The 17,531-nt window shown below is 73.8% G+C and carries 16 protein-coding genes; 10 read left to right on the top strand and 6 right to left on the bottom strand.

The window, feature by feature from the left end:
- Positions 1 to 26: 26 nt before the first annotated feature.
- Positions 27 to 1,697, bottom strand: a complete 1,671-nt coding sequence (locus ACIOGZ_RS25720) for an MFS transporter (RefSeq protein WP_363629688.1) — start codon at positions 1,695 to 1,697, stop codon at positions 27 to 29.
- Positions 1,698 to 1,867: 170 nt separating this feature from the next.
- Here ACIOGZ_RS25720 and ACIOGZ_RS25715 point away from each other — a divergent pair, with 170 nt between their 5' ends.
- From ACIOGZ_RS25715 to ACIOGZ_RS25705, 3 genes are all read left to right on the top strand, one after another.
- Positions 1,868 to 2,545 carry a TetR/AcrR family transcriptional regulator C-terminal domain-containing protein gene (locus tag ACIOGZ_RS25715; protein WP_363585587.1) on the top strand — a complete coding sequence of 226 codons (678 nt, stop codon included), beginning with the start codon at positions 1,868 to 1,870 and terminating at the stop codon, positions 2,543 to 2,545.
- A gap of 119 nt (positions 2,546 to 2,664) precedes the next feature.
- Complete coding sequence (pip, locus tag ACIOGZ_RS25710; protein ID WP_363629686.1) at positions 2,665 to 3,618, top strand: prolyl aminopeptidase; 954 nt, start codon at positions 2,665 to 2,667, stop codon at positions 3,616 to 3,618.
- An 81-nt stretch (positions 3,619 to 3,699) separates the two neighbouring features.
- Positions 3,700 to 4,698, top strand: a complete 999-nt coding sequence (locus tag ACIOGZ_RS25705) for a YdcF family protein (RefSeq protein ID WP_363585589.1) — start codon at positions 3,700 to 3,702, stop codon at positions 4,696 to 4,698.
- A 120-nt stretch (positions 4,699 to 4,818) separates the two neighbouring features.
- Here the strand turns inward: ACIOGZ_RS25705 and ACIOGZ_RS25700 are convergent, their stop codons facing one another.
- The gene (locus ACIOGZ_RS25700) at positions 4,819 to 5,403 is read right to left on the bottom strand and encodes a PaaI family thioesterase (RefSeq protein WP_400329178.1); all 585 of its coding nucleotides are present in this window, start codon (positions 5,401 to 5,403) and stop codon (positions 4,819 to 4,821) included.
- A 201-nt stretch (positions 5,404 to 5,604) separates the two neighbouring features.
- On the opposite strand from ACIOGZ_RS25700, the gene ACIOGZ_RS25695 reads away from it, so the two are divergent.
- Complete coding sequence (locus ACIOGZ_RS25695) at positions 5,605 to 7,047, top strand: PHB depolymerase family esterase (protein WP_400987477.1); 1,443 nt, start codon at positions 5,605 to 5,607, stop codon at positions 7,045 to 7,047.
- 23 nt (positions 7,048 to 7,070) lie between these two features.
- Here the strand turns inward: ACIOGZ_RS25695 and mca are convergent, their stop codons facing one another.
- Positions 7,071 to 8,024 (bottom strand): mycothiol conjugate amidase Mca, encoded by a 954-nt coding sequence (gene mca / locus ACIOGZ_RS25690; RefSeq protein ID WP_400987475.1) that lies wholly within the window; start codon positions 8,022 to 8,024, stop codon positions 7,071 to 7,073.
- Positions 8,025 to 8,186: 162 nt separating this feature from the next.
- Between mca and ACIOGZ_RS25685 the strand changes: the two genes are divergently transcribed.
- From ACIOGZ_RS25685 to murQ, 4 genes are all read left to right on the top strand, one after another.
- Positions 8,187 to 8,933 (top strand): TetR/AcrR family transcriptional regulator, encoded by a 747-nt coding sequence (locus tag ACIOGZ_RS25685; RefSeq protein ID WP_400987473.1) that lies wholly within the window; start codon positions 8,187 to 8,189, stop codon positions 8,931 to 8,933.
- A gap of 96 nt (positions 8,934 to 9,029) precedes the next feature.
- Positions 9,030 to 9,710, top strand: coding sequence for a DUF6445 family protein (locus ACIOGZ_RS25680; RefSeq protein WP_363629678.1), 681 nt, complete (start codon positions 9,030 to 9,032; stop codon positions 9,708 to 9,710).
- A gap of 157 nt (positions 9,711 to 9,867) precedes the next feature.
- Positions 9,868 to 10,485 (top strand): HAD family phosphatase, encoded by a 618-nt coding sequence (locus ACIOGZ_RS25675; protein ID WP_363621849.1) that lies wholly within the window; start codon positions 9,868 to 9,870, stop codon positions 10,483 to 10,485.
- A gap of 166 nt (positions 10,486 to 10,651) precedes the next feature.
- Positions 10,652 to 11,554, top strand: coding sequence for an N-acetylmuramic acid 6-phosphate etherase (gene murQ / locus ACIOGZ_RS25670; protein WP_400987471.1), 903 nt, complete (start codon positions 10,652 to 10,654; stop codon positions 11,552 to 11,554).
- Positions 11,555 to 11,579: 25 nt separating this feature from the next.
- On the opposite strand, the gene ACIOGZ_RS25665 is transcribed toward murQ, so the two are convergent.
- Complete coding sequence (locus ACIOGZ_RS25665; RefSeq protein WP_363585597.1) at positions 11,580 to 12,227, bottom strand: TetR/AcrR family transcriptional regulator C-terminal domain-containing protein; 648 nt, start codon at positions 12,225 to 12,227, stop codon at positions 11,580 to 11,582.
- A gap of 122 nt (positions 12,228 to 12,349) precedes the next feature.
- Between ACIOGZ_RS25665 and ACIOGZ_RS25660 the strand changes: the two genes are divergently transcribed.
- The gene (locus ACIOGZ_RS25660) at positions 12,350 to 13,660 is read left to right on the top strand and encodes an MFS transporter (RefSeq protein WP_400987469.1); all 1,311 of its coding nucleotides are present in this window, start codon (positions 12,350 to 12,352) and stop codon (positions 13,658 to 13,660) included.
- A gap of 38 nt (positions 13,661 to 13,698) precedes the next feature.
- On the opposite strand, the gene ACIOGZ_RS25655 is transcribed toward ACIOGZ_RS25660, so the two are convergent.
- On the bottom strand, positions 13,699 to 14,226 hold the full coding sequence (locus ACIOGZ_RS25655; protein WP_363585599.1) for a YcxB family protein: 528 nt from the start codon (positions 14,224 to 14,226) through the stop codon (positions 13,699 to 13,701).
- 207 nt (positions 14,227 to 14,433) lie between these two features.
- Between ACIOGZ_RS25655 and ACIOGZ_RS25650 the strand changes: the two genes are divergently transcribed.
- Positions 14,434 to 15,873 (top strand): hypothetical protein, encoded by a 1,440-nt coding sequence (locus ACIOGZ_RS25650; protein ID WP_400987467.1) that lies wholly within the window; start codon positions 14,434 to 14,436, stop codon positions 15,871 to 15,873.
- A 137-nt stretch (positions 15,874 to 16,010) separates the two neighbouring features.
- Here ACIOGZ_RS25650 and ACIOGZ_RS25645 read toward each other — a convergent pair whose 3' ends face one another.
- Positions 16,011 to 17,480 carry a glutamate synthase subunit beta gene (locus ACIOGZ_RS25645; protein ID WP_363585601.1) on the bottom strand — a complete coding sequence of 490 codons (1,470 nt, stop codon included), beginning with the start codon at positions 17,478 to 17,480 and terminating at the stop codon, positions 16,011 to 16,013.
- Positions 17,481 to 17,531 lie beyond the last annotated feature (51 nt).

Here is a 17,531-nt window from a genome sequence, read left to right as displayed (position 1 = left end):
CAGACCGATCAGGTCGGTCGGACCCGTCAGGTCGGTCGGACCGTCCGGGCCTCGGCCAGCGGCTCCGGACCGGAGTTCGGGTCGAGGTCGGGGCCAGGGTCGGAGTCCGGGCCGAGGTCGGAGTCCAGGCCGGGGCCGGGGGCCGACGCCGAGTCGGGGGCCGATTCCGGGAGGCCGGTGCCGCTTTGGGCGAGCGGGCGGGCCCGGCCCAGCAGGACGGCGACCAGGACGGCGGTGACGACGAGCGCGGCCGCACCGCAGCGCGCCGCGAGGTGGAGGCCCTCGATGAAGGCGCCGTCCACCGCGTCCTGGACCGGGCCGGGCAGCACGGCGGCCGCGCCGCCACCGCCGTGCCCCGCCCCGGCGGGCGCGTCCGCGATCGGGCCGACGGCGTCCGGCGGCACGCCGAGCCGGTGCAGGGCGGCGGTCAGGCTGCCGGTCATCCGGTTGGTCAGCACGGCGCCGAGCACCGCGATCCCGAGGACGCCGCCCAGCTCGCGCAGGGTGTTGATGCTCGCCGAGGCCATCCCGGTCTGCGCCGGGGCGACCCGTTGGAGCACCGCGATCGACACCGGGGTGAAGGTCATCCCCATCCCGAGGCCCATCGCGAACAGGGTCCACAGGTACTCGACGTAGTGGGCGTGCTCGCCGTAGAGGGACAGCCCGCCGAGGCCCGTCGCGCACAGCACGAGACCGAGCACCAACGGCAGCCGGGGCCCGTACCGCGAGGTCAGCCGGCCGGAGAGCGGGGCGGCGACGACGATCATCCCGGTCATCGGCAGCCCGGCGTAGCCGGCGTCGGACGGGGACCAGCCGAGCGGGCCCTGCATCAGCAGCGGCAGGAAGAAGAGCGCGCCGAAGATCCCGAAGCTGACCATGAAGCCGCTGAGCAGCGCGCCGCCGAGGGCGCCGTCGCGGAACAGCCGCAGCTCCAGCATCGGTTCGGCGAGGCGCAGTTCGAGCACCAGGAAGGCGGCCAGCAGCACGAGCGCCGCAGCGCCGCAGAGGAGCACCCGGGTGTCCGTCCAGCCACGGGTCGGCCCCTCGATCAGCGCGTAGACCAGCAGGCCGAGGCCTGCGGCGGAGAGGACGAGGCCGCCGAGGTCGATCCGCCGGGCACGCGGGGGGATGTCCGGGAGCACGCGGGCGGCGAGCACCAGTCCGGCCACGCCGATCGGCACGTTGATCCAGAACACGCTGGCCCACCCGAGGTGCTCGACCATCGGCCCGCCGACCACCGGGCCGATCGACAGACCCAACGCGGAGACCCCGGACCAGAGGCCGATCGCCCTGGCGCGCTCGCGCTCGTCGGTGAAGACGTGGCGCAGCAGGGCGAGGCTGCCCGGGGTGAGCAGCGCGGCCCCGACGCCTTGCAGCATCCGGGCGCCGACCAGCAGGCCGATCGTTCCGGCGAGCGCGGCGAGCGCGGAGCCGACCGTGAACAGCGCGAGGCCGAACCGGAACATCCGGGTGCGGCCGTGCCGGTCGCCGAGCGCGCCGCCGGTCAGCACGAACCCGGCGTAGACGAGGCTGTATCCCTCGACGACCCATTGCAGGCCGCTGATCCCGGCGTCCAGGTCCTGGCCGATGCGGGGCAGGGCGTTGTTGACGATGACGTTGTCCAGCATGGACATGAACATGGTGACGCAGAGCGTCAGTAGCGCGAGCCGTTTGCGCCGGGCGCTCGACTCCTGCATGGGAACCCTCCCGATTCCTGGCCCCTAACAGCGTTAGGGAGTGGTGCGGCACGCACAGAGTGCCCCTAACGGTGTTAGATTGCAAGCGGGATCTCGCGACGGGCACTCGCCACGGGCAGTCGCCACGAGACTCGCGACCGGATGAGACCGCTGGAGGCGTCCGCACAGCCATGCCGGAGAACGACGACACGACACCGCCGCTGACCAGGGACGCGCTGACCCAGGCCGCGCTGCGGGTACTGGAACGGGACGGCCTCGACGGGCTGTCGATGCGCAAGGTCGCCGCCGAGGTCGGCGTCAAGGCGGCCTCGCTGTACTGGCACGTCCGCAACAAGCAGGAACTGCTCGACCTGCTCACCGACGCGGTGATGGCCTCGGCCGAACCCCCGCCGCGCGAGGGCGGGTGGCGCGAGCAGTTCCACGCCTACTGCTGGCGCTACCGCCGACTGCTGCTCGACAAGCGCGACGCCGCCAAGGTCGTCTCGGGCCGCCTCTCCCCCGGCCCCCACCTGCTCGGCCTGATGGAGGACCAGCTCGACCGGCTCCGCGCGGCCGGCTTCTCCGACGCCGACGCCGCCATGGCCACCTACCTGCTGGGCGCCTTCGTCCAGGGGTTCGTCCTCCAGGAACAGTCCCCGATCTCGGCCGCCGAAGTCCTCGGCACCAGTCGCCGGGACATCGCCGACGCCACCGGAGACCGCTTCCGCGCCCTGCCCGCCGACACCTTCCCCAACCTCGTCGCCCTGGCCGACGACCTCACCGAACCCGACATGGACACCCGCTTCGAGTTCTGCGTGCAACGCGTCCTCGACGGGCTCGCGACCCTGCTGCCCGCCGAACGGCGCTGACCCCACCACGGCGGGCCCGGCCGACCGGACCCCGCCCCGGGCCCGCCGAAAATCCGCGGCCCGGCCTGCGAGCGCCCGCTAGGGTCTGTCCGGCCGCACGTCCACGGAGGAGTTCCGCGATGCCCGAGCTGCACCCCCACTACGAGCCCTACGCGCAAGGCCTGCTGGACGTCGGAGACGGTCAGCGGATGCACTGGAACGCCTCCGGCAACCCGGCTGGCAAACCCGCCGCGATCGTGCACGGCGGACCCGGATCCGGCCACCGGCCGGGCACCCGGCGGTACTTCGACCCCGAGCGGTACCACGTGGTCCAGTTCGACCAGCGCGGCTGCGGACAGAGCCTGCCGCACGCCGCCGACCCGACGACCGGGCTGGAGCACAACACCACCGAGCGGCTGATCGCGGACATGGAGCGGCTGCGCGAACACCTCGGCATCGAGAAGTGGCTGCTGTACGGCGGCTCCTGGGGCTCGACGCTGATCCTCGCCTATGCCCAGGCCCACCCCGAGCGGGTCTCCGAGATCGTGCTCTGCGGCGTCACCACGACCCGCCCCGAGGAGACCGACTGGCTCTACCGGGGCGTCGCCCGCTTCCTGCCCGGCCCGTGGGAGGAGTTCCGGAACTTCCTGCCGGCCGCCGACCGCGACGGTGACCTGGTGGCCGCCTACAGCCGGCTGCTCAACAACCAGGACGAGACCGTCCGGCGGGCCGCCGCGAACGCCTGGGCCACCTGGGAGGACGCCGTCATCGCGCACGAGGCGCTGGGCAAGCCGAACGCCTACAGCGACCGCCCCACCGACGCGCTGATGGCGTTCACCCGGATCACCGCGCACTACTTCGCGCACCACGCGTTCCTGGCCGACGGCCAACTGCTGCGCGACGCCGGACGGCTGACCGGCATCCCAGGCGAACTGATCCACGGCCGCCTCGACCTCGGCTCGCCACTCGACACCGCGTGGCGGCTGGTCCAGGCCTGGCCGGAGGCCCGACTGACCGTCATCGACGAGTCCGGGCACACCGGGAGTCCGGCGATGACCGAGGCGGTCCTCACCGCGATCGAGCGGTTCGCCTGACCGGTCCGCTCGGCCAGTCCGCCCGGCCGGTTCGGGCGGACGGCCGGTTCGCGCTAACGGCCTCCGCCTACGATACGAAGCATGATCGCCTATGTCCCAGCCGCCCTGTTCTTCCTGTTGTTCGGAGTCGGGGTACTACGCGACCGCCGCCAGTTCAGCAATGCCGTCCTGCTCGGCATCGCCGTCTCCCTGCTCGCCCTCGCCCTGCTCGCCGAGCTGCGCAAGGCGCCCACGCTGGTGATGGGACTGGCAGCGGTGGCGATCATCCTGCTGCCGGCCCTCGGCACGGCGGCCCTGGTCTGGTTCCTGATCGCCAACGGCCTGACCATGATCCGCAAGGAGGGCAGACGGCCCGCCAACCTGCTGTCCCTCCTCGCCGGGCTGGGCATCCTCGCCGTCATCGCGCTGCTGCTCGCGGCCCTGGCCACCCGCTCGCACCAGCTGGGCGTCCTGGCGGGCACCGCCGTCCTGGTGGTCGGCTACATCTCCTTCCTGTTCGTCTGCTTCGTCGGCTACGCGTTCCTCTACGGCCGCCACCGGCCGCGCCGGAACGTGGACTTCGTGGTCGTCCTCGGCTCCGGCCTGATCGGCGGCGAGCGCGTCCCGCCGCTGCTGGCCAGCCGGCTCGACCGGGGCCGGGAGGTGTACGACAAGCAGGCCGCGCGCGGCAACCCGCCGGTGCTGATCACCTCCGGTGGCCAGGGCCCGGACGAGAAGCTGCCGGAGTCCCACGCGATGGCCGACTACCTGACCGGGCGCGGCTTCCCGGCCGAACACATCGAGCGCGAGGACCGCTCCCGCACCACCGAGGAGAACCTGCTCTTCAGCAAGGCCATCATGGAACAGGCCAAGCCCGACTACCGCTGTGTCGTGGTCACCAACAACTTCCACGCCTTCCGGGCGGCGCTCACCGCCCGCAAGACCGGCGTCAACGGGCAGGTGTTCGGCTCGCCGACCGCCGCGTACTACTGGCCGAGCGCGACGATCCGCGAGTTCGCCGCCGTGTTCCTCTCCCACAAGCTGGTCAACTTCGGGATCTGCGGCCTCCTCGCGCTCTGCGGGCTGCTCGCGGCCCTCTGAACCGCAGCCGACCCCGGGCCCCGGCCGCCGCAGCGACCGGGGCCCGGCCGCACCTTCAGCCGAACCTCAGCCCAGACCTCCGACCAGGCCTCCGGTCAATCCACCGGTCAGGCCATCAAGTCAGGCCACCGGGCGGGGCGCCAGGATCGCGCAGGTGGTGGTGGCGTGCGCGTAGAGCTTGCCGTTCTCCACCCCGACCACCCTGGCCTCGGCCGTCGCCATCGTCCGGCCCAGATGCAGCACCAGCCCCTCGCAGCGCAGCGGCCCCGAGTCGGCGAACAGCGGGCGCAGCATGTGGACGTTCAACTGCGTGGTGGTGTAGCCGATCCCGGCGGGCAGCCGGCTCAGCACGGCGCAACCGAGCGCCGAGTCGAGCAGAGTGGCGAGGTAACCGCCGTGCACGGTGTTCATCGGGTTGTAGAGGTGGTCGCCGAGTTCGCCCTCGAACACTGCCGTACCCGGCTTCACCTCGGTCAGGTGGAACCCCAGGGTGCTGCAGATCGCGGGCTCCTGAATCCGGCCCGCGAGGATCTCGTGCAGAATCTCCTCTCCGCTCAGGTGTGGGAAGGCGGAGATCGGCGGGCCCGCCGTCCAGGTGTGCGTCCGGGTCCGGGGCGCCTGGCCCTCCAGGGACTGCTGGCCCTCAAGGAGCTCCTGGCCCTCCGGGGACGTCGCGCCGCCGGGGTCTGCCTCGTTCGTCGTCATGGGATCAACCTGCCCTGTTCGCGCACGCCCCTCAAGTGCCTTCCGGGGTACGGCCGGCGCGCGTCCCCCTGGCATCGGACCATGGCGGTCCACGCCATGGCGGCGCGGTGGACCTCGGGTGGCCGTCACATGGCACCGGGGCGCAGGGCGCGCCACGCTGCACGGCATCCGCCCCCACTCCTCCCCCACCCAGGAGCCCTCATGTCTCTCCGTCCTGCCGCCGCCGCGTTGCTGACGGCCGCCGCACTCGCGATCGGCACCACCGCACCCGCCCCGGCTGCGGCCGACACCGTGAGCGGGACCTTCCAGCAGGTCACCGGATTCGGCGCCAATCCGGGAAACCTGGCGATGTACTCCTACACCCCCACCGGACTGCCGAGTGGCGCGCCGCTGGTGGTCGCGCTGCACGGCTGTCTGCAGACCGCCAACGACTACTACCGCAACTCCGGTTGGACGACCTTCGCCGACCGGTACGGCTTCGCGGTCGTCTTCCCGCAGACCAGCAGTGCCAACAACAGCCTCTCCTGCTTCAGCTGGTTCGACGCGACCAAGGACGCCCGGGGCGCCGGCGAGGCCGAGTCGGTGATCGAGATGGTCACCAAGGCCAAGGCCCTGTACGGCTCGGACGACCGGCGGGTGTTCGTCACCGGGCTGTCGGCCGGCGGCGGGATGGCCTCCGACCTGCTGGCCGACTACCCGGACGTGTTCGCCGGCGGGGCGATCGACTCCGGCCTCCCGGCCCAGTGCGCGACCACCCAGGGCGCCGCCTCCGGCTGCCAGAACTCCGACCAGGGGCTCACCCCAGCCCAGTGGGGCGACAAGGTCCGGGCCGCGTACCCGGGCTACGCCGGTCCTTGGCCCCGGGTGGCGATCTGGCAGGGCGGCGCGGACACCGTGGTCAGGCCGGTGAACGCGACGGAACTGCGCGACCAGTGGACCAACGTCCAGGGTGTCGGCCAGAGCCCGACCGGCACCCGGAGCCTGCCGGGCGGCACCACCGAGGAGGTCTACGCCGACGCGGGCGGGCGGCCCGCCGTGGCGCTGTTCACCATCGCCGGGATGGGCCACGGGCTGGCCGTCAACCCCGGCTCCGCAGCCGACCGGTGCGGGGCCACCGGCAGCTACTTCCTCAACACGATCTGCTCCAGCTACTACACCGCGCAGTTCTGGGGCCTCGACGGCGGCACGGGGCCCACCAACCCCGGCCTGCCCGCCCCGACCGGGCTGACCGCGACCCCGGCGGGCCAGGGCTCGATCGCCCTCGCCTGGCAGGCCGTCAGCGGGGCCGCCTCCTACCAGGTCTACCGGGAGGGCGCGATGGCGGGCAGTGCCACCGGCCCGTCCTTCACCGACACCGGGCTCGCCCCCGGCACGTCGTACGGCTACACCGTGGCGGCGGTCGACCCGTCGGGGGCCGTGGGCACCCGATCGGCGGCGGTGACGGCGACCACCGGCGGCGGCGCCGCGCAGTGCTTCACCGACAGCAACTACAACCAGGTCCGGGCCGGGCGGGCCACCCAGAGCGGCGGCCTGACCTACGCACTCGGCTCGGGCCAGAGCATGGGCCTCTGGAACACCTTCGTGACGCACACCCTGAAGCAGACCGGCCCGGGCTACTTCGTGCTCGCCGACGGCCAGTGCTGAGCGGGCGAAACCCGACCTCCGGCTCATCCGTCCCCCTCTCCTTGGCGCAGCCCCGCCCCTCCTGAGCGCAGCCCGGCGAACAGGTCGGTCTCGGGCCCCTCCTCCTCGCTCTCGCCCTCGCCCGACACCAGGCTCCGGGCGAGGTGGTAGTCCTCCGTCGGCCAGACCTCGCGCTCGATGTCCCGCGGGTGGGCCATGAACGCGACCCCGGGCTCGATCTGGGTGGCGTGCGCCAGCAGTGCCGCGTCCCGTACGGCGAACTGCTCGGCGCACGCGATCCGGGTGGTGGTGGCGAGGGCGGGCGGGGTGTCCGGCCAGTCCGCGAGCAGTGCGCCCATGCCCGAGGGAACACCCCGCTCCGTCATCGCGTCGTGCAGGGTCTGGAACCAGGCTCTGGAGAGCGCCAGGTGGTAGTAGAGCTTCGCCGCCTGCCAGGGCTCCCCCGCCTCGGGGTGGCGGCCCGGGTCGGCGGCGGCCTCGAAGGCCTCGACCGTGACCTGGTGGGTCATCACGTGGTCGGGGTGCGGATACCCCCCGGTCTCGTCGTAGGTGACCACCACGTGCGGACGGAACTCCCGGATCAGGGCGACCAGCGGCGCCGCGGCGGCCGCCACGGGCTGGTCGGCGAAGCAGCCCGCCGGCAGCGGTTCGCCCGGGCCCGGCATGCCCGAGTCCACGAAGCCGAGGAACTGCTGGCGCACGCCGAGGACGCCCCGGGCGACCGTCATCTCCTCGCTCCGGATCCGGGCGAGGTCCGCCCGGACCTCGGGGCGGTCCATGGCCGGGTTGAGCACCGAGCCGCGCTCGCCGCCGGTACAGGTCGCGACCAGGACGTCCACCCCCTCGGCCGCGTACCGCGCGAGGGTGGCAGCGCCCTTGCTGGACTCGTCGTCGGGGTGGGCGTGGACGCTGAGCAGGCGGAGCCGCCCGGTGTGCTGGGTGAACATGGCGCCTCCGTACGTGGCCGATGTGGTCATGCGCCCTCCCCGGGTCGTCCGTCCGGCGGCCACTCCGACCGCCCGGAAGGAACTTAGGACGAACCCAGCGATTAGGTCAAGCCTAATTTCTGGGTCCGACCCAGCCAACTGCGCTACGCTGCCCCCATGACGGAACCCACGACGGAACCCACGACGGAAACCGTGACGGAACCCACGATGGGCACGACGGGGCCCACGACGGGGCCCGGGGCCACCCCGACCCTGCGCGAGCTCAACAAGCGCCGCACCCGCGAGGCGATCTCGCACGCCGCGACCAGGCTCTTCATCGACCAGGGCTTCGACCGCACCACCATCGCCGAGGTCGCGACGGCCGCCGGCGTCGCCAAGATGACCGTCACCAACCACTTCCCGCGCAAGGAGGACCTCCTCCTCGACCTGCACGAGGAGATCGTCGGCCGGCTCGCCCGGGCGGTCGCCGAGCGTGCGCCCGGCGAGTCCGCCCTCGCCGCGCTGCGCCGCGACTGCCTGGCCGGCCTCGACCGGCACGACCCGCGGCTCGGCTTCTCCGGCCCGGCGTTCGCCCGCACCGTTTCCGACAGCCCCGCCCTGGTCGCCCGGCTGCGCGAACTGCACGAGCAGAGCGAGGCCGCCCTGGCCGAGGCCCTGGCCGGGGCCACCCGCCCCACGACGACAACCGGCACTCCGTCCGGCGCATCGCCCGACACACCGGTCAGCACACCGGTCGGCCCACCGGTCGACTTCGAGAGCCGGGTGGCCGCCGGGCTCCTCGCCGCCGTCGACCGCACGGTGTTCACCGAAGTGTTCCGCCGGCTGCTGGCCGGCGACGAGGCCGCCGCCATCACGGCGGCGGTGCGCCCCTCGGCCGTCCGGGCCTTCGACCGATTGGAGGGCGCCCTGGGCACCTTCGCCGTCCGGCCGGGCTCCTGACCTGCGGCGCGAGGTGCCCGCCCATGGACAGCCCTTGACGAAAGGTTGACCTGCTCACGGCAGAAGGTTGACGACCGCCGCCCCTATCGTCGGCCCATGCCCTCACAGCCCATCAGGCCCACCACCCTGCCGGTCCTGCCCTACCGCAAGCCCACCCGAGGCCGGGACTACTGGGTCCTGGACAACGTCCTCACCGACCCGGACGCCGTCCGCGAGCGCTGTCTGGCCCGCGGCGACTGGACCGAAGGCTACCCGTACCGCCCCGAGACCTGGCCCGGCCTGCGCACCATGCCCGGCCTGGAGCCCGACGAGCTGGCCCGGGTGGAGGCCCTGGTCCGCAAGGCCACCGGCGCCTCCCGGCTCTGGGTGCAGAGCGCCCCGGGCGGCGGCACGCTCAACCACAACTGCGTCCAGGTCGTCGGCGCCGGGGAGTCGGAGTCCCGCCCGCACACCGACTCCCGCGCGCTCTGCCGCTACGCCGCCGTGCTCTACCTCAGCCCGGGCGCGCCGAAGGACGCCGGCACCAGCTTCTTCCGCCAGCAGTTCCCCGGCGGACGCCTCGGCGGGAACCTCGTCAACGCGCCGCACAACAATCTGGTCGAGGCGCTCGGCACCCGCCACGTGCCCGCCGACCACTTCACCGAGGACGTCCGCGTCCCCAACCGCTACAACCAACTGCTCCTCTACCACGCCAACCTCATGCACAGCGCGACCTCCTACTACGGCACCGAGCTGCCGGAGCGTCGGATGACGGCCGTCTTCTTCTGGATGGCCTGACGGGCCCACAGCACGCCCTGCCGCCCGACGCGGCCACCGAACGCGCTCGCCGGAACCTCCGAGGACTCACCGCCCCCTTGACCCGGCCCCGCCCGCACCCCTGAGAGTGGCAGGTGCGGGCCGCGCCACGGCGGCCGCAACGGAGAGGGGACCACCCGTGAACGCACCCTGCCTCATCCTCGACATCGGCGGCGTCCTGGAGTACACGCCGAGGACGGGCTGGCCGGAGCGCTGGGAGCGCCGGTTGGAGCTGCCGCCGCACGCGATCGACGAGCGACTGCGGGACGTCTGGCGGGCCGGCGCGATCGGCGGCATCACCGAGCCGGAGGTGCGCGAGCAGGTGGCCGCCCGGTTGCACCTGGGCCCGGCCCAGGTCGAGGCCTTCATGGCCGACCTCTGGGAGGAGTACCTGGGCACGCCGAACGAGGAGCTCATCGCCCACGTGCGCGGACTGCGCGGGCGGGCCCGGCTCGGCATCCTCAGCAACAGTTTCGTCGGCGCCCGCGAACGCGAGGTCCCGCTCTACCGGTTCGACGAGCTGGTGGAGCACATCGTCTACTCGCACGAGATCGGGACCGGCAAGCCCGACCCGCGTGCCTACGAGATCACCTGCGCCGCCCTGGGCGTCAGCCCGGTCGACTGCCTCTTCGTCGACGACCACGCGCCCAACGTCGAAGCCGCCCGGGCGGTGGGCATGCAGGCCCATCTGTTCGAGGACAACGCACCCGCCATCGCCCGCATCGCCCGTCACCTCGGCGACGGCGACGCCCGTTGACGGGCTGGGCACTCCGCACGAGGAAGGCATCACGGGCACACCGGTCGCTCCCACCGCGGCTTTCCCGGCATCCGCCATGGCGCCGCCACGACCGAGGACCCGGAGACCACCGCCACGCGCGGCCCCGCGCCGATTGGCGACCGCCATGTCCGGGGACGCTGGCCGCATGGACCAGGACGCCCTACCGCCGACCGAGACGATCCGCCCCGACTGGGCCGGGATCGACCAGCTGCCGACCACAGACCTGCTCCGCCTGATGAACGCCGAGGACCGCACTGTCCCCGCCGCGGTGGCCGGGGAGCTGTTCCGGATCGCCGCCGCGGTGGACGCCACGGCGGCACGGATGGCGGCCGGTGGGCGGCTGGTCTACGCCGGGGCGGGGTCCGCCGGGCGGCTCGGAGTGCTGGACGCCGCCGAGTGCCCGCCGACCTTCGGCACCGATCCGGGCCTGGTGGTGGGCCTGATCGCGGGGGGCGGGACCGCCGTGACCGGGGCCGTCGAGGGCGCCGAGGACCGCCCGGAGCTGGCGGCGGCCGAGTTGGCCGCGCTCCGGCTCACCCCGGCCGACACCGTGGTGGGCGTCTCCGCCTCCGGCCGCACGCCGTACACGGTGGCGGCCGTCCGGACCGCACGGGCGGCCGGGGCGCTGACGGTCGCACTGGCGTGCAACCGGGGCTCGGCACTGGTGGCGGCGGCCGAGCTGGGGATCGAGGTGGAGGTCGGCCCGGAGGTGCTGGCGGGCTCGACCAGACTGAAGGCGGGCACGGCACAGAAGCTGGTGCTCAACATGCTGTCGACGGCCGTCATGGTCCGGCTCGGCCGGACGTACGGCAATCTGATGGTCGATGTCCGGGCCACCAACGCCAAGCTCCGCGCACGGGCCCACCGGATCGTCACGGAGGCCACCGGCGCCGACGAGGCTGCGGTCCGCCGCGCGCTCGCCGCCACCGGAGGCCGGGCCAAGGACGCGATCCTGGTCCTGCTCGCGGACGTGGACGCGCCGACCGCCGCCCGGCAGCTCGCCGCCTCCGGCGGGCGGCTGCGCGAGGCGCTGCACGCCCACCGCTAGGCGCTGTCCGGCCGATCACGGCCGGTCACGCGGGCCCATCCGTCCCGAGCGCCTCGCGCGCGATCTCGGCCCGGAAGCCCTCGATCAGGACGCGCAGCCCGTACTCGAAGTCGGCGTCGTGGTCGGTCATGCGCAGCACGTCGGCCGCCTCCCGCAGCAACGGGAGGTCGCGCAGGACCTCGTCCGGGAAGGGCGGCCGGGCGCGGTCGGCGGCGTCCTGTCGCCAGGCCTGCTCCTCGGTGACCCAGCCCATGATGTAGCGGTCGATGGTGAGCAGCAGCCGCAGCGCGGTGCGGGGCCGCAGGCCGGCCTGCCGGAGGGCGTCCAACTGGGCTTCGACGGCGGGCAGTTCGTCTTCGGTGGGCAGCGTTCCGGCGTGCACCCGGGCGCCGTCGCGGTAGGCGAGCAGGGCGTGGCGCTTGGCGCGGGCGTCGGCGGCCAGCCAGTCCGGCCAGTGCTCCGGATCCGGGCTGCGGTCGGCCGGGAGGGCCTCGGCGAGCATCGCCTCGGCCATCAGGTCGAGCAGTTCCCGCTTGTTCTTGAAGTGCCAGTACAGCGCGGGTGACTGGACGCCGAGTTCGCGGGCCAGCCGCCGGGTGGTCAGGCCGTCGATGCCTTCCTCGTCGAGTACGCGCAGCGCGGTGCGCACCACCTCGTCGCGTTGCAGCGCCACCGCCGACCACCTCTCCGTTATCCGCTTGCCCACTCCACCTTATCGCCGATAAGTTCCGAGCTGGAATTTATCAGCGATAAGGAGAGCCGTCGTGATCGACGGCCCGAAGGGACCACCACCCGATGACCCCAGGAACGGACCGTCCCAGGTCCCGACTGCTGCCGAACACCGCGCCCTGGCGGTCCTCCCGCGACTTCCGCCTCACCTGGACGGCCGGCACCGTCACCCTGCTCGGCTCCGTCCTCACCATGACGGCGATCCCGCTCCAGATCGCCGACCTCACCGATTCACCGCTGGCCGTGGGCGCGGTCGGCGCCGTCGAACTCCTGCCGACCATCGTGTTCGGCCTCTACGGCGGCGTCCTCGCCGACCGTGCCGACCGCCGCACCGTCGCCCTGGTCACCGAACTCGCACTCGCCGCACTGAGCGCCCTGTTGCTCGCCAACGCGCTGCTCGACACCCCCGCGCTCTGGCCGCTGTACGCGGCCGCCGGACTGGCAGCGGCACTGCAGGGCCTTCAGCAGCCCTCGGCGGAGGCGATGATCCCCCGGCTGGTGCCGCCCGACCAACTGGTGGCGGCGGGCAACCTGCTCTCGCTGCGCTGGAGCATCGCCGGACTGGGCGGCCCGGCCGCCGCCGGGGTGCTGATCGCCACGGCCGGCGTCCCGGCCGCCTACCTGGTCGACCTCGGCACCTTCCTGGTTTCGATCGCCCTGCTCACCCAGGTCCGACCCGTCCCCTCGCAGCGGGACGCCGAGGCACCGCGGCTGCGGGAATTCGTCGACGGCGCCCGGTACGCGGCCCGCCGCCCCGACCTGCTGGGCACCTACCTCGCGGATCTCGCGGCCACCGTCTGCGCCCTGCCGACCGCGCTGTTCCCCTTCCTCGCCCAGGAGTTGGACGCGGTGTGGGCGCTCGGCCTGCTCTACTCGGCCGCTGCGGCGGGCGGCCTGCTCGCGGCCGCCACCGGCGGCTGGACCGAGCGGGTCCACCGGCACGGCCGGCTGGTGCTGCTCTGCGCCGCCTTCGTCGGCGCGGCGACGGCCGCGGCCTCGATCGCCCCCGGCCTGTGGGCCGTCCTGCTCTGCCTGCTCGTCGCGGGCGGCGCCAACCAGATCGGCGACACCTTCCGCAGCGCGATCTGGAACCAGTCCATTCCGGACGAACTGCGGGGCCGCGCCGCCGGCCTGGAGATGCTGATCGGCTCCGCCGGCCCCGCCCTCGGGGACCTGCGGGCCGGCGGCCTCGCCGCCCGGCAGGGCATCCGCGTCGCGCTGCGCACCGGCGGTCTGCTCTGCCTGGCCGGCACCGCCGCCCTGTCGGCCGCGCTGCCCGCGCTCTGGCGCTACGACCAGCGCGACCAGCTGAACACCCGCGACCAACCCGACCGACACCACCAGCCCGTCCGGCCCGACCAGCAGTCCACGCCATGACCGCCCACCTCGACAGCGGCGGACCGGGGCGCCGCCCCTCAGCCCCGGGCGGGCACCGTGGCGTGCCGGGCGATCAACGCGCCGAGCCGGCCCGGGTCGCCGGTGCCGCGCTTGGGCAGCAGGGTCAGCACGTGCGTCTGCTCGTCCCCGCCCAGCAGGACGAAGAGTCCGGGCGTCTCCAGGTAGTGCGGAAGCTCCCGCCAGGCGAGTTCGGTGCTGGACACCGCGTTGGTGACGGTCACCCCGGCCTCGCCGAGGACGATCCGGAACTCACCCTTGTCCGCCGCCATCCGCCGCACCTGACGCAGTTGCAGCCAGGGCAGTCCGACCACCAGCAGCAGCGCGGCCGCGAGCATCACCAGCGCCGGTGGGCCCACCGTCCGGTCGGCGACCGAGAGCACCACCGCACCGGCCCCGGCGCAGGAGGCGGTCAGGTACCTCGACCGCCGGGACCGTCGACCCGCCGCCGTACCCCGGGCCCGGGCCGCGAAGGCCGCCCGGAAGTCCGCGGTCGTCGGCGTGTAGCGGACCTCGACCGACTCCTCCACCCGCTTGCCACCGTCCACCCGAACCCCCTCCGACGCATCTGCCGCCGGATGCTAGCAAAAGCCGTGTGCACCCGATCCATCACCCTCTCCGTCTCCTCCCGGTGACGCGATTCCGCCGCTCCCGGGCGGGCATCGTTGACCTCCCGCCGCACCCGGCGGTTGGCTCACCACGAGCCGGCCGCCGGGGAGTTCGACGCGGCCGGCCGCACCCAGGGGAGGAACCGGATGACTCGCGCACGTTCCGCACCACACCTGCTGCGCGCGGCCGGCGCGCTGGCGGCGGCCGCGCTGGCCGCCGTCACGGTGGCGACGCCCGCCCAGGCGGACGCGCCGCGCGGCCGCACCGAACGGGTATCCGTCGGGCTCGGCCAGAGGCAGACCGACGGCGCCTCGGACGCCGCCGGTCTGAACGCCGACGGCCGCTTCGCCGTCTTCACCTCGAAGGCCGCCAATCTGGTTCCCGGCGACACCAACGGCACGTCGGACGTCTTCGTCCGGGATCTGTGGACCGGCCGGACCGAACGGGTCAGCACCGGCGCGAACGGCGCCCAGGCGGCCGACGACTCCTTCAACGCCACGATCAGCGGCGACGGCCGCTACGTGGCGTTCAGCTCCTACGCCACCAACCTCGCCCCCGGCGGGAACCTCGGCTTCGAGGACGTCTACGTCCACGACCGCTGGACGGGGACCACCGAGCTGGTGTCCACCGGACACGACCCGGCCAAGCCGCAGGCCGGCCGGCAGTCCAGCCACCCGTCGATCAGCTGGGACGGCCGGTACGTCGCCTACCAGTCCAACCGCTCCGACCTGGCCCCCGGCACGGTCACCTGGACGGGCGGCAACATCTACGTCACCGACCGCTCGACGGGCGGGACCCGCCTGGTCAGCGTCGGCGCGGACGGAACCGAGGCGAACGCCTCCTCCGCCGAGCCGGTGATCAGCGGGGACGGCGGCTCGGTCGGCTTCATCTCGAAGGCCACCAACATCATCGGCCAGGACAAGCCCGGCGCCCTCGCCGCGAAGGCCGCCGCCGAGCTCGACGGCGTCTCCGACGAGGAGTTCGTCCGCGACTCCTTCCGGCACGACGACCAGCCGACGATCCTCAAGCCCCGCTTCTACCCGCTCTACGTCCGCGACCTCCGCGACGAGCAGAGCGTCCTGGTGAGCACCGACGGGGCGGGCGGCTACCGCGGGGCGGCCTCCCCGGCGCTCAGCCGGGACGGCCGCTACGCCGTCTACTCGGCGCTGCTCCAGGACGGCAACGGCCCCCGGGGGCACCACTTCGAGGTGTACGTCCGCGACCTGGAGGAGGACACCGAGACCCTGGTCAGCGCCGGGCTCCCGGGGACGAAGACCTCCGGCGACTCTTACCACGCGCAGATCACCGCCGACGCCCGCTGGGTCTACTTCGACTCCGACGCGGCGAACCTGGTGCCAGGGGACACCAACAACGCCGGGGACGTCTTCCGGCGCGACCTGCGGACCGGCCGCACCGAGCGGGTCAGCGTGGCGACGGACGGCTCGCAGACCGCCGGCGCCTCGGAGCGGCCGTTCGTCGACGCCCTCGGCACCACGGTGCTGTTCACCTCCGAGGACGGCACGCTCGTCCCGGGCGACACCAACCAGGCCCCTGACGTCTTCCTCCGCCGGCTGCCGCTGCTCTGACCCGAAATCGACCGGGCCCGGCCCCGCTCACCGCACCGGCAGCAGATACCCCACACCGCAATGGGTTGCGCGGAGGTGCGGCCGGGCCGCCGGGCCCGCCCGCACGCCCCTCAGAGCAATGAACGCCCGCGCGCCCCTCAGAGCGTGAGCGCCCGCGCCGACGCCCGGATCGGCGCCGGGAGTTCGGTGCCGCCGCGCAGATGGCGGTCCACCGCCGCGGCCGCCGCCCGCCCCTCGGCGATCGCCCACACGATCAGTGACTGCCCGCGCCCGGCGTCCCCGGCGACGAAGACGCCCGGCGCGCCGGTGGCGAAGTCGTCGTCCCGGGCCAGGGCGCCGTCCGGGCCGGTGGTGAGGCCGAGTTGGGCGATCAGCCCCTGGTCCGGCTCCGGGCCGCTGAAGCCCAGCGCGAGCAGCACCAGCTCCGCCGGGATGCTCCGCTCGGTGCCGGTCCGGGGGCTGCGGTCGGCCGGTTCGGCCTCGGCGAAGCGGACGGCGGCCAGCCGGCCGTCCGGTCCGGCCTCGAAGCCGACCGTGGTCGCCGCGAACACCCGGGGACCGGCCGCCGCGGCCCCCGACTCCTCGTGCGAGGTGGTCTCCCGGTACACCTTCGGGTGGACGGGCCAGGGCTGCTCCGGCGCCCGGCACACCGGCGGACACGGGTTGATGTCGAGCTGGGTGACGGAGGCCGCGCCCTGGCGCAGCGCCGTCCCCAGGCAGTCGGCCGCGGTGTCCCCGCCGCCGACGATCACCACGTGCCGACCCTCGGCGGACACCGGCGGGGCCGCGCGGTCGCCCTCGTCGACCCGGTTCGCCCAGGTCAGGTAGTCGATCGCCTGGTGCACGCCGGGCAGGGCGCACCCCGGCACCGCCAGCTCCCGGCAGGCGGTCGCACCGACCGCCACCACCAGCGCGTCGCACCCGGCCCGTAGTTCCCCGGCCGCGAGGTCCCGGCCGACGAACACCCCGGTGCGGAAGTCCGTGCCCTCGGCCCGCATCTGGTCGAGCCGCCGGTCCAGCCGGTGCTTCTCCAGCCGGAACGGCGGGATCCCGTAGCGCAGCAGCCCGCCGGGGCGGTCGGCCCGCTCGTACACCGTGGTGGCGTACCCGGCCCGGGTCAGCTGTTGCGCGGCGGCCAGGCCCGCCGGGCCCGAGCCGACCACGGCCACCCGCCACCCGGCGCCCCGCTCGGGCGGCTGCGGCAGGTCCCAGCCCTCTTCCCAGGCCCGGTCGGTGATCGCCAGCTCGACGTTCTTGATCGCCACCGCCGCGCCGTCGATCGCCAGCACGCACGCGCTCTCGCAGGGTGCCGGGCAGAGCCTTCCGGTGAACTCGGGGAAGTTGTTGGTCGCCAGCAGCCGGGCGGCGGCGGCCCGCCAGTCCGCGTCCGCCACCAGCCGGTTCCACTCCGGCACCAGGTTTCCCAGCGGGCAGGCGTGGTGGCAGAACGGCAGCCCGCAGTCCATGCACCGGCCCGCCTGCCCGCCCACCACCGGCAGCGGCGTCCGCGGCCGGTACACCTCCCGGGAGTCCCCCAGTCGCTGCTGTGCGTCCCGCCGCTCGCGCTCGGCGCGCGGGGTGGTGAGGAAGGCCATCCGGTCTGCCATCGCGGCCTCCGGCGGGGTGTGCCGACAAGGACCCGGTGGCGCCCCCGGCGG

This window comes from Kitasatospora sp. NPDC088160, assembly GCF_044741445.1.
Lineage (GTDB): Bacteria > Actinomycetota > Actinomycetes > Streptomycetales > Streptomycetaceae > Kitasatospora.
Note: the sequence above shows the minus strand (reverse complement) of the source record. Positions and strands in the feature narration are given on the sequence as shown.

What these genes read in the sequence shown, in the direction of transcription:
- ACIOGZ_RS25720 (WP_363629688.1), bottom strand. Translation starts at nt 1,697, where the DNA reads ATGCAGGAGTCGAGCGCCCGGCGCAAACGGCTCGCGCTACTGACGCTC.
- ACIOGZ_RS25715 (WP_363585587.1), top strand. Translation starts at nt 1,868, where the DNA reads ATGCCGGAGAACGACGACACGACACCGCCGCTGACCAGGGACGCGCTG.
- pip (WP_363629686.1), top strand. Translation starts at nt 2,665, where the DNA reads ATGCCCGAGCTGCACCCCCACTACGAGCCCTACGCGCAAGGCCTGCTG.
- ACIOGZ_RS25705 (WP_363585589.1), top strand. Translation starts at nt 3,700, where the DNA reads ATGATCGCCTATGTCCCAGCCGCCCTGTTCTTCCTGTTGTTCGGAGTC.
- ACIOGZ_RS25700 (WP_400329178.1), bottom strand. Translation starts at nt 5,403, where the DNA reads ATGACGACGAACGAGGCAGACCCCGGCGGCGCGACGTCCCCGGAGGGC.
- ACIOGZ_RS25695 (WP_400987477.1), top strand. Translation starts at nt 5,605, where the DNA reads ATGTCTCTCCGTCCTGCCGCCGCCGCGTTGCTGACGGCCGCCGCACTC.
- mca (WP_400987475.1), bottom strand. Translation starts at nt 8,024, where the DNA reads ATGACCACATCGGCCACGTACGGAGGCGCCATGTTCACCCAGCACACC.
- ACIOGZ_RS25680 (WP_363629678.1), top strand. Translation starts at nt 9,030, where the DNA reads ATGCCCTCACAGCCCATCAGGCCCACCACCCTGCCGGTCCTGCCCTAC.
- murQ (WP_400987471.1), top strand. Translation starts at nt 10,652, where the DNA reads ATGGACCAGGACGCCCTACCGCCGACCGAGACGATCCGCCCCGACTGG.
- ACIOGZ_RS25660 (WP_400987469.1), top strand. Translation starts at nt 12,350, where the DNA reads ATGACCCCAGGAACGGACCGTCCCAGGTCCCGACTGCTGCCGAACACC.
- ACIOGZ_RS25650 (WP_400987467.1), top strand. Translation starts at nt 14,434, where the DNA reads ATGACTCGCGCACGTTCCGCACCACACCTGCTGCGCGCGGCCGGCGCG.
- ACIOGZ_RS25645 (WP_363585601.1), bottom strand. Translation starts at nt 17,480, where the DNA reads ATGGCAGACCGGATGGCCTTCCTCACCACCCCGCGCGCCGAGCGCGAG.